At 54.1% G+C, this 8,882-nt stretch carries 5 protein-coding genes and 1 pseudogene; 2 read left to right on the top strand and 4 right to left on the bottom strand.

Annotated elements, in window-relative coordinates:
* Positions 1 to 1,051: 1,051 nt before the first annotated feature.
* Entirely contained in the window at positions 1,052 to 2,308 is a 1,257-nt protein-coding gene (locus AB3X89_RS38150; protein WP_368587805.1) for a glycosyl hydrolase, read from the bottom strand.
* A 919-nt stretch (positions 2,309 to 3,227) separates the two neighbouring features.
* On the opposite strand from AB3X89_RS38150, the pseudogene AB3X89_RS38145 reads away from it, so the two are divergent.
* Together AB3X89_RS38145 and AB3X89_RS38140 are read left to right on the top strand one after the other, a co-directional pair.
* Positions 3,228 to 3,824, top strand: a pseudogene (locus AB3X89_RS38145) (sugar transferase); the annotation flags it as partial.
* A 108-nt stretch (positions 3,825 to 3,932) separates the two neighbouring features.
* Positions 3,933 to 5,060: a glycosyltransferase gene (locus tag AB3X89_RS38140; protein ID WP_368587804.1), complete on the top strand. Its 1,128-nt coding sequence runs from the start codon at positions 3,933 to 3,935 to the stop codon at positions 5,058 to 5,060.
* Positions 5,061 to 5,126: 66 nt separating this feature from the next.
* On the opposite strand, the gene AB3X89_RS38135 is transcribed toward AB3X89_RS38140, so the two are convergent.
* From AB3X89_RS38135 to AB3X89_RS38125, 3 genes are all read right to left on the bottom strand, one after another.
* Positions 5,127 to 6,047, bottom strand: a complete 921-nt coding sequence (locus AB3X89_RS38135; RefSeq protein ID WP_368587803.1) for a glycosyltransferase — start codon at positions 6,045 to 6,047, stop codon at positions 5,127 to 5,129.
* A gap of 103 nt (positions 6,048 to 6,150) precedes the next feature.
* Positions 6,151 to 7,092: a glycosyltransferase gene (locus AB3X89_RS38130; RefSeq protein WP_368587802.1), complete on the bottom strand. Its 942-nt coding sequence runs from the start codon at positions 7,090 to 7,092 to the stop codon at positions 6,151 to 6,153.
* Between the two features lie 310 nt (positions 7,093 to 7,402).
* Positions 7,403 to 8,314 carry a polysaccharide deacetylase family protein gene (locus AB3X89_RS38125; protein WP_368587801.1) on the bottom strand — a complete coding sequence of 304 codons (912 nt, stop codon included), beginning with the start codon at positions 8,312 to 8,314 and terminating at the stop codon, positions 7,403 to 7,405.
* Positions 8,315 to 8,882: the final 568 nt, after the last annotated feature.

Raw genomic sequence — 8,882 nt, 5'->3', positions numbered from 1 at the left:
ATGCCCGGGTGAAGGGTGTGATCTTCAACGGGATCGATACGGACGTCTATCGTTACAGTCTGGGCGCGCGCGCCGGCCTCTATCGCAATGCTTCCTATCTCGACGCATTGCCGGCCAGCGGAAAGACAAAGAAAAACTAAGCTTCGCGGCGCGAGGGCCACGGCCGGTTTCTTACCGCTCACTGAGTTCGCCGGCCACTAGACCTGCCTGTTGGCGCCTTCGAAAGCTGAGCAGACGGGCGCCGGCGTCCTCATCTATGGCTGCATCTTTCTGATCTTTACGTCGTGCCGGCCGCCATTGCCTCGACTCAGCTCGAAAGTTGATTCCTGCAGCCTGTTAAGCTGTTCGGGCTTCAGGTCTCACACGGGAAATTGGTCGTAAGTGTCACCATGCCAAATTCCTTTGTCGCCCACGTGTCTGCCATTTCGATGGCTGATGATCTCCGCCTATCGCGATGCCGGCATCTTCGCGTTCTCCTACCGTGTCGACCACTTTTGTGCGTCATACTTTACTGAATCTGCGCGTTGGCCACGAGGCCATTGCCATTCTGGAGATTGGCGCCGAGAGAGGGGCTAAACCCATGCTATAGTGAGTTTCGCTATTTGATCGGTATTCATTCGCAAACAGGGCACTGTGCTTTTGTCAATCTCTGCCGGACTTTAGGTCGCCTTCATTGCACTGTCCGGTGCCGCTAGGGAATATCCCAGCCCATAGCTACGTCACCGATGACATCGTGCTGTTCAAATTCTTAATATCTCGATGTGATCGTAAGGGGAGTGGAAGATGATAACTTTCTTGACGCATGCCGCCTGCCTGCTGATCGGCGTAGCGATTGGGGTCTTTGCGTGTGCGCTTTGCGTTGCGCGCGCGAGAGGATCAAAGGAGGATGATTAGTCGCATTGTGATTTTTATGATTCGTCCGTCATTGAGGATGTCCGCTGCTTCCCCATTTCAAAACTATCAAGCACGTTGGAGCAGGGTAAAACAACAAAAATGACGCAAACGCCGGAGTTGGCGTTCGCGTTCAACTGATCGATCGCAATAGGCGGTTTCACTTGACCGGCGCCAGGTAGGGGGCCGACAGGAATCGCTGCGCTCGCGGGATCGCCGCGGTGTAGGCTCGAATGGCGGCGGCAAGCTGTGGACAAATCAGGTTACGGTTGTAATCGTAGATTGAGTAGCCGTCGCCTTCTCCGTTGCTCGGATCGCCGTTACGCACGACATACCAGAACGCCTTCGCCACCGAACCGTTGTTCATCAAAACTTTCAACTGGTTGAATGCTGCGAGTTGCCCGGCGTCCGTGCGGCTCGTACCGTTGTTGGTTTCCGTAATCCATATCGGCTTGGAACCACTGGCAACCAGATTCGAAACGGTCGTGTTGAACGACTGCATCAGCATGTGGTAATCGGCGCTGCTGAAGTACGGGTGAACGTCGACGACATCGATCGTGGTATTCAATGGGCTGGCTGCGCTCTTCGAGTTGTTGCCCATTGCCTTGATGTAGTCGGTCGCCTGGATCAGCTCGTTGCCCGCCGGCGGTTGCCAGCCGTTATTCGGATACGTCGAGTTGTAGAAGTACGAGATCCCCTGAGTGTGCAGAACCGTTTTGTAGCCGGACTGCCTTTTCATGTTCAGAATCTGTTTGGCTTCCGAATAGAGCGTCTTGCTGCGATTCAGAATGTAGCCGGAGATACCGTGCGGATCACCGTAAGATGGGTCCGAGGCGGAGAACGACCAGTTGGTTTCGTTGAACAGTTCAATGTCAGCCGTAAACGGCAGCGCGATGTCCATCAGCGAGCCGAAATACTTCGTGAACGCCGCGTCGCAGAAGTCGAGTCGCGCCGACGATGCGCTCGGCGGATTCTGGGTGGCCTGGCATTGGTATGCGCTAGACGGCGCGTACATGCCCACCAGGAAAAGAATCTTCATACCGCGCGTGCGCGCGGCGTTGAGAAGCGCCTTCAGAAAGGTCACCTTATTGGGGTCCAGCGTGCTGCCGTCGGCCAGCGTCATGAAGTCCCACGAAACACCGAGGCGAACCGTACCCACGCCCAAACCGGCAATCAGATCCAGGTCCTTTGAGCATTCGCTCAGTGCCATCTGATCCGCACTCCACAGATTGCAGTTCACGTCCATTGCAAAACGGTCGTTTCCGCTTCCGGTGGGCGGCGGCTGCAGCGCCGCAAGCCGATGAGCATTGGCGGTAGTGATGTCCGTCGTTTTGGCGTGATCGTCCTTCGCGAATGACGACATTGGCCGCCCACACAAAAGTGTCAAGGCGGCGAACAAGATAAGAGTTGATTTCATATCTTAACTATAAGGGCTGACACCCAGAATTTGTCCGAAAACGTGAAAGTTAAGTGTGAAGATGAACATCAATTGTTGAAGCCGACATTGGTCGCACGAATAGTCAAACACGCGCATCAGACATTGCGTCGACGTTTCAAGCACAGCATCAACGAAGTCATCGTATCGAGGTCCACAATGATCGACCGTGTGCGGGAACGCACATCGGGTCTAGCGTAGGGCCGGGATACTTTTGTGGATCGGAAGCGCAGCGACGAGTGGTCGCGTAGGCTTTGACGCGATAGCCCGGAAAATAGGCTGTTCTTCATCAAATCTTCATTTTTAACCTTCATTGAACGCGCCAATAAGTGTCAACTTAGGTGCGAAAAGAGTCGTATCTCTTTAGACAATTGAAAATCGAAGGCTTTATAAAGCGAGGTTGATCTGTCTGATAAAAAGCATGTGTCTGATGTGGTCGCTTTGTCATGATATTTATCAATGGTGAGCAGAGATAAGAACGATCAGTGGTGAAGTCATCAATTCGAATTCTGCGGATCTGATTGATAAAAGCGCAGTCGGTTGCGCCTGTTGAAGATGATGTGTCGCGAGCGAACTGTACGATGGCGTCTTTATGCGCTATTACTAACATTCGGTCCAGAATTGGGATGTTACGCTGCACGTGAAGTCATCAGTGAATCAATGAAATTAGCCACACTAAACGATTCGCTTCCACACCAAAACCGGTCTTGCAAGCGCAGGGTGCCTACGCCGGCACCTTCCCCACGAGTTCCCGAACTAAGGAGATAGCATGTTCGAATCCAACGCCGCCGCGGATCCGAAACTGGAAGAGGCGTGCCTTGAGGCGAATTCAAAAAAGGTCGCCTCGGATGACTCGAATCCGCCGGGCGAGAATCTCCTGGGTGCAAGGTGGGATGACGCAGTGAAGAGAGCAATGGACGTTTGCGGAGCGTCAGTTCTGCTGATACTGCTCTCCCCGGTTCTACTGATCATTGCGCTGGTCGTCATGAGCGATCACGGAAACGCCGTATATGGTCATCCAAGAATTGGCCGGGGAGGACGTACTTTCAAGTGCCTTAAGTTCCGCTCCATGGTCAAGAACTCCGATGAGGTTCTTGCCAAACTGCTCGCAACAGATCCGCAGGCACGTGCGGAATGGGACCGAGATTTCAAGCTTAAAAACGACATTCGGGTGACGCCGGTTGGCCGCATTCTGCGCAAGACGAGCCTCGATGAGTTGCCGCAACTCTGGAACGTGCTGCGCGGCGATATGAGCCTGGTGGGCCCCCGCCCTATCGTGCAAAAGGAACTGGTGAGATATGGCCGTGATGTTCGTTACTATCTGGCGCTGAAGCCGGGAATGACGGGCCTATGGCAGGTGAGCGGCCGAAACGATGTGGACTATCCGACGCGAGTTTCGCTCGACGTTAGGTACGCAATGAACCGCTCACTGACATTCGATATGTCGATTCTTCTGAAAACCGTCAAAGTGGTGTTCGCAAAAGACGGCGCCTACTGAGCCGGGCTGAGGTTTTCCGCTATAGGAAATCGATCGCATGTCGTCCCGATCGCCGTGACCGATCGGTGAGGTGATCCGCTATTGCTGAGCAATCCACGAGAAAAAGTTATGAGAGTGGTCCACGTAATTGAATCGACTGCCACAGGAACGCTTGCAGTTGTGAGCACGCTTGCAACGCGGCTCGCCAAGGAAGGTCACGAGGTTTATGTGATCTATTCGGAGCGCGAGGAGACGCCGAAAAACTTGCGCGCAATGTTTCACCCTGATGTCGTCCTGCAGCATCTGCAGATGAAAGGACCATCATTGGCGCACATCATGTCTGTGTTGCGCCAGCAGTTGATCCGACTGAACCCGGATATCATCCATATGCATTCGTCGTTCGCGGGCTTCCTGGGACGAATGTCGACCTTGTTTGCATTGCCATCAACGGCGTTTTTGTATAGCCCGCATTGCATCTCGTTTGTACGGCGGGACATTGGCAGGTTGAAGCGATACTGTTTCGCCGCCTTGGAGTGGCTTGCATGTTTGAAGAGTTGCACATATGTCGGCTGCTCTGAGAGCGAATGCACGGCAATCCGCCGCTATCTTCGGCGAGATGCAGTACTGGTCGAGAATGCGATCGATCGGGCGGTCGGTGTCCATAGCGACACTCGTCTAAGAAGCGCTGAAAAAGACGGGTCGACGAAACGACGGCGAATCATTGCGACTGTGGGCGGCATTCGTGTGCAAAAAAATCCGCATCTGTTCGCGGAGATTGCACGATCGTTTGATCGGGACGACACTGAGTTCGTCTGGATCGGCGACGGTGACGCAGATCTTCGGAGGACGCTCGAGGACGCTGGTGTGCGTGTGACCGGTTGGCTTACCCGTGCTGACGTGATCCAGGCTGTCGTGCAAGCGGATATCTATTTGTCGACAGCGTCCTGGGAGGGGATGCCCATCTCCTTGATTGAGGCAATGACGCTCGGCACACCCGTTGTGGCGTCAGATTGTCCTGGCAATATGGATACCATTCGGCACAATTCGACAGGCGTCCTTTATCGGACGGCTGCGCAAGCGACATCGCTGATCCAGAAGATGCTAACCGACGAGAAATTCCGTGAAGGTTTGTCGCGCCGGGCGCAGGAGGAGGCGCGTAACCGATTCAGCGAAGATCGCTTCTTCAACAACGTCCAACTGCTTTATTCGACCCAACTGCGAAGCATTCGCGAGGGCCGTCCGGTGCTGAGCGAGTAAAAAAGCGCCCGTGGGCGCTGATAATCGAAATGATTTGTGCGAGTTTCGCGCGAACCATTTTAATTTTTAGATTCTCGCCAGATAACGTTCCACGCCCGAGGCGGCGATTATATTCGTCCACCGCAAATGCAGCAGTGTAGACGGATCGTTTTTCGGCACCATATCGCCATCGAAATTGGAGATGCTAGAGAATACGTCTGGGCCCGTTATTTTGCATTGAATTCCAAACTTGGCGGCGGCGTTCAGATTCGACGGCGAGTCATTGCAGATGATTCTCTTGCCGAGTGCGGCATACTCCAAAAGCTTGGTCGGCGTCTGCACGTCGTATGGACGCTTGTAAGGGATGGTTGAGATAGCGATCTCGCAATTGCGAACCACCGCGAGGGCATCGCGTTGCGGAAGACGACCGGTGAACAGGATGCCGGGCGATTGAAGATATGCGTCGGATATTTCCTTTTCAACAGGCCCAATCAGAACGAGGGTATCCGACACGCGCTTGGCGCCCAGGAAGTCCCTGATGAAGCCGTCAAAGCCGCGTTCGCGCGTTATCTCGCCCAGATAGCAATACGTGCCCGCCGGAAGCGTCTGGTTGCGGTCAGCATCCGCGGTGAAAATCCAGTCTGGCACGCCCATTGGCAGAAAAATAGTATCCACTCCGTCGCGGAAACCCATCACTGCGCTCATCGAATCGTTTTGAAAGATTCGAAGATTGGGCCGCGGTTGCAACGTTTTCTTGATAGTGTCCTTTAGCGCACTATTGCGTCCGACCGATAGCGAACGATAGTCGTGGATCACATATTTTGCGGGGGGAATCCTGGGGTAGAAGCCCATGATGCACCAGAGAATGTATTCCTCCGGGTTCTTGACTTTTTTGTAATCATCCAGCGTTCCTGACGTTACCTTACAGCCATTTCCAATAAAGTACTTCGTGTAGGCGTCTATCTCCGGATAGTTCGCCTTGCCGGGGTGAAGAATGAATATCTGCATGTCATTGTCACCGTTCAAGTGTGGTCTCTGCGGCGGCCGGCTCTGCGCTACCACGAGACAGGTCGGCGCGCGATCGTTGCAATGTCGTACGCCAATGAATTGGTCAAGCGTTGGCTAGCTTGATATCCTTCGGCAGAAACGCCGCGACGTTGGATTGCTCTATTACCCGGTCCCAAATGAGATCTGCAAAGTCCGTCCGGCGATTTACTGTCGCACCGCGCGCGGTGTCCTCATCGATTCCATCAAAGATGTTCGCCGTCGTGATCACGCTGTGGATGCCCATCTCTTCACAGCATCTGATATTGGACGGCGAGTCGTTGCAGACGATTTTCTTGCCGAGCGCGGCATACTCGAGCAGCTTGGTCGGCGTTTGATAGCAATGCGGCCGGTGATAGGGGAAATAGCACACCGCAACTTCGGATTCGGCCACGTGCTTCAGCGCCTCACGCTGCGGCAACGGCCCAGTGAAAATGATATTTTTCGCAATCGAGAATCTTTCGTAGATGCGCGGGTCCGGTTTTCCCACGAGGAGGAGGGAGGTGTCGCGCTTCTGGAACTTGTTTATAAACGCTTCCAGCACGCGATCGAAGCCTCGCTCGACGCTCATTTCGCCGATATAACAGAAATCAGCCTTTTTTTCTGTCTGGCCATCATCCTGTACCTCGAAGATCCAGTTCGGCACGCCCATAGGCAGGATGACACTGGGGACACCGTGGCCGAAACCCATGATCTCCTGTTGGCGTTTGTTTTGAAAGATCCGCAGATTCGGCTGGCAATTGAGGTACCGCTTGGCGACGTCTTTTATCGCCGGCCAGCCCCCAACGGACAGAGAACGGTAGTCGTGGATGACGAAGTCGGATTCAAACCGATTTGGATAAAAACCCATGATTTCCCACAACACGAAATCCGCCTTGTTTTCGAGCGCACGGTACTCGCTTATTGTTCCAACCACCACATCCACGCCGCGGGATTTGAAATAGTTTTGATAGGCAGTAATTTCCGGATAATTGGCGTTACCGGGAGATGTGATGAAGATTTTACGCATGCCGCCTTCCTTTTTAACCATAGAGATAAGGAACAATAAGACCGTACGACTAGTGCTCCGGCGGCTTACTTCCGCCTTTAATTGGCAGGTGAGCGAACGTTGACCGCTTGTCTTGCTCGAAGCCGGGATCGCCCGCGATAGCAGTTTTATTCGCAAATAACCTATCGTGGTGATTCGCTGCCTGGCCGAATGCCGCGCGGTGCTCAAATTTCCTACGCCACAGCGCGGTCTGTCTCGTCGTCGCTCGGGCGACATTGCCTCGCCTCGACCCAATTCGGTCCGTGCGCGGTGGTCGGCGGCGCTGCGCTATTTACGCCTGATTCAATACACGGGGTCTGCTGAAGATGCGCTGAGCGAAGCGCCGGACGCGTCCCAGTCGTAGATAGCGCGGTGCCAACGTCAGGCCTGTAAGCTGCGCGGCGAACCACGCTACGGAAGAGTGATCGTCAATGTCGAACGCCTTGAGCCGGAACGGATCGCTTCCTTCGTCGTTCCAGCCGACGTCGGTCGTGCGTGCGCTCTTGTAGCCGGCGGCCTTCAGTAGTTCGACTTCGCGCGGGCCAAAAATGCCATAGGGATACGCGAAATGCTCGCATGGCTTACCGACGATCCGTTCTACCTCCAATTTTGAAAGCGCGAGCTCTTCAAAGCATTCTTCATCTTCACAGAAGGTCAGTGTAGGGTGATAGCGCGTGTGCGACTGGAAGTCGACATAAGGGCGCATCTCTTCTATATGGGCGGCGCTGAGGCCACTAATCGTCGCCGATGCGTCAAGCAAGTCCTGATGAAAGCCTCGCGCGTCCAGTTCAGCCAGGCGCTCCCGGTTTTTCATGCGGATGAGCCGCTTCACACCTGCATCCTTCGCGACAGGATGTAGGAACCAGTGAGTACGATCTTGCGCCACGATGCTGCTGCAAATGTAAATGGTCGGGTACACACCGTACTTAATAAATACGGGCAGCAACTTCGCATTGCCAATATGGCCGTCATCAAACGTGACGGCTACGCGCGGGCGACCACTACCACGCGAATTTGCCTGCGACAAGGGCACGAACTCGACCTTGTCTTTCAGGTACTCGAAATGAGCCTCGAGCGTGGCGGGTGATGGATCGTGATAGAGCAGAATCGCGGTGCGATCTCGCCAAAGCAAGGCGCGAATCGCGGCGGGGGTTCCACTGAAAAGGAGCGCGCGTGTGAAAATCTCACGCATCAATTGTTTCATATGCATCCCAAGCTAACGGCATTGAATGGGATTCTGACGTTGCAGCCACAAAAGCGATGTGCGTTAGCGTACAGAGATAATGACAGCCTTCAGATAGTCTGGGATACTCGTTAGTGCGCCGTATGCGCTATTTTTCCAGAGCTGGATCTACTGCGGGGAAACAGGGGTTCAGCGAAGAATTACGCAGTCTTTATGTTTATACGGTAAGACGATTATTCTGAAGTTGGTGGCGCGCAAAGCGGAGGAACATCGCAAAATTGCGTTGCACACCGAACTGACGCACGCAGCGTCAGCATTCAAAATGTTGCCGTCCCGTGACAGAAAGCGAGAATTGGCAACGCCGCATCGCCTGCATCTTGAATCCAGCTTCCATCCTTTTCGTACACCCGCCCTGGGGTTTCGATGAATCAGAACTCTCTCCTTACGAATGCTGCCGTGGTGCGCAATAACGATGTCAGTCTTTCACGTTATTTCGACGTACTGATGGCCAACCGCTGGCTGGTCGGTGGAATCGCCGGCAGCGTGCTCGCCCTGGGCGTGGCGTACGCGTTTATCGCGCCATCGGTGT

It is taken from the genome of Paraburkholderia sp. BR14320, from assembly GCF_040948665.1.
GTDB classification, from domain to species: Bacteria; Pseudomonadota; Gammaproteobacteria; order Burkholderiales; family Burkholderiaceae; genus Paraburkholderia; species Paraburkholderia youngii.
The sequence above is the reverse complement of the archived record's forward strand: the minus strand, read 5'-3'. Positions and strand labels throughout refer to the sequence as shown.